Origin of the sequence: Nocardia sp. NPDC060220, assembly GCF_042727815.1 — a bacterium.
Taxonomy (GTDB): domain Bacteria; phylum Actinomycetota; class Actinomycetes; order Mycobacteriales; family Mycobacteriaceae; genus Nocardia.
In genome coordinates, this window is the sequence record NZ_JBHWZY010001048.1 from 1 (window position 1) to 2130 (window position 2130).

Annotated in this window: 2 protein-coding genes; both read left to right on the forward strand. The window is 68.4% G+C overall.

The genetic code is table 11. The annotated features are described in order from the left end of the window. The coding region (locus ACFWF3_RS33455; RefSeq protein ID WP_379317955.1) for an FAD-dependent oxidoreductase at window positions 1–1041 on the forward strand (1041 nt) is incomplete at its 5' end. A gap of 144 nt (window positions 1042–1185) precedes the next feature. Then, the coding region (locus ACFWF3_RS33460; protein WP_379317957.1) for a GMC family oxidoreductase at window positions 1186–2130 on the forward strand (945 nt) is incomplete at its 3' end.

A 2130-nucleotide genomic window follows, 5' to 3' on the forward strand; every position in this document is an offset into this window, starting at 1 on the left:
CTGATGTACTCCGGTGGCGAGAACTCCGCACCGTTCCTCGACATCGCCGAACCCGCTCCGCGCGGCCACGTTCCGGAGCTGGCGGGTAAGAAGATCGGCGAGCGCAGCGGCGGCTACATGCTGATGAAGCCACTGGCCGACACCGTGGCCGAGCTCGGCATCGACGTCGAGTACGACACCCGCATCCGCCGGCTGGTCGTCGACGACGAGGACCGGGTGGTGGGCGTGCTGGCCACCACCTACGGCAAGCCCGTCACCGTGCGCGCCGCGCGTGGTGTCGTCCTGGCCACCGGCAGCTTCGCCTACGACACCGAGATGATCGACCGCTACACCCCGCGCCTGAGCGGCAGGCCCGGCGCGGCCATCGAAGAGCACGACGGCATCGGCATCCGGCTGGCTCAAGCGCTCGGCGCCGAGCTCGCGCACATGGACGCCAGCGAGGTTGCCATCTTCGGCGATCCGCAGATGATGGCGCGTGGCATCCTCGTCAACGGACGCGGCCAGCGCTACGTCACCGAGGACACCTATCCCGGCCGCATCGGTCAGGCGACGCTGTTGCAGAACGACAACCAGGCGTTCTTGATCATCGACGAGACCTCGCTGGAAGAGGCGCTCGCGACCGAGAGCGCCACCCCGTTCTTCCGCTTCCAGCCCAAGTGGGTCGCCGAGACGGTCGCCGAGCTCGAGGCCGAGATGGGCCTGCCCGCACAGACATTGCAGACCACCGTCGCCACCTACAACCAGCACGCCGAGCACGGCACCGACCCGCTACTGGGCAAGAAACCCGAATGGGTGCGCCCGATCAAGGGGGCGCTGGCCTGTTTCGACCTGCGCGGGTTCACCGCCGGGTTCACCCTCGGCGGGCTGCGCACCGACCTGGATTCGCGGGTGCTGCACGTGAGCGGTGAGCCGATCGAGGGCCTGTTCGCGGCGGGACGCTGCACGTCCGGCCTGTGCGCGTACGGCTACGTCAGCGGGGCCTCGCTCGGCGACGGCAGCTTCTACGGCCGTCGCGCGGGCAAAGCGGCGGCTGCGGGCTGAACCGCGGACGACCCACCGCACGGGTTCTGTCAGTACTCTGCTTGCAGCGTCACGCCCGACGACGAGTCCGGCTGGGCTCACGGTCTTTTCACGCCCGGGAGCAGGCGCGCCGAACGAAGACGCAATGCAGATCGGAGTTGGACAGTGCAAGCAGGTGGGACGTCCGCGGATTACGTGATCGTCGGCTCCGGATCCGCGGGGGCGGTGCTCGCGAATCGGCTCAGTGCCGACCCGGGCACCACGGTCGTGCTGTTGGAGGCAGGTCCGGCAGACGACGACAAGTTCGCCCACATCCCGGCCGCGTTCTCGAAACTGTTCCGCAGCGAGCGCGATTGGGACTATCTGACCGAGCCACAGCCCGAGCTCGGCGACCGGCAGATCTACTGGCCGCGCGGCAAGACCTTCGGTGGCTCGTCATCGATGAACGCGATGATGTGGGTCCGTGGCTTCCGCGCCGACTACGAGGAATGGGGGCTGCTGGCGGGCGAGAAATGGAATTTCGCCGCCGCGGTGGAGCAGTTCCGCAAGATCGAGAACGTCCAGGACGCACAGTTTCCCGACGAAGGTTCCAAGGGGCCCCAGCACGTACAGCGCCAGCGCAGCCCACGCGCGTCGACGCACGCGTTCCTCGAGGCCGCGCGGCAGGCCGGCCACGAGCTCGAATCGGCGAACCGGCCCGCGCCCGAGGGCTTCACCCAGACCATGGTGACCCAGCGCGACGGCAGGCGCTGGAGCACCGCCGACGGGTACCTGCGTCCGGCGATGAAGCGGGCGAACCTGACCGTGCTGGCCGAATCGCTGGCCACCCGGGTGCTGTTCGAGGGCACCAAGGCTGTGGGCGTCGAATACCGCAGCGGCGGGCAGACCCTCACCGTGACCGCCGATCGTGAGGTCATCCTGTGTGGTGGCGCGGTGAACAGCCCTCAGCTGCTGCAGCTTTCGGGCATCGGCGATCAGGACGAGCTGAAAGAACACGGCATCGAACTGGTCGCGCACTCCCCCGAGGTCGGCGCGAACCTGCAGGATCACCTCATCTCGGCGCTCGGCTACAGCGTGGACTCCGATTCGCTGTTCACCGCGGAGAAGCCC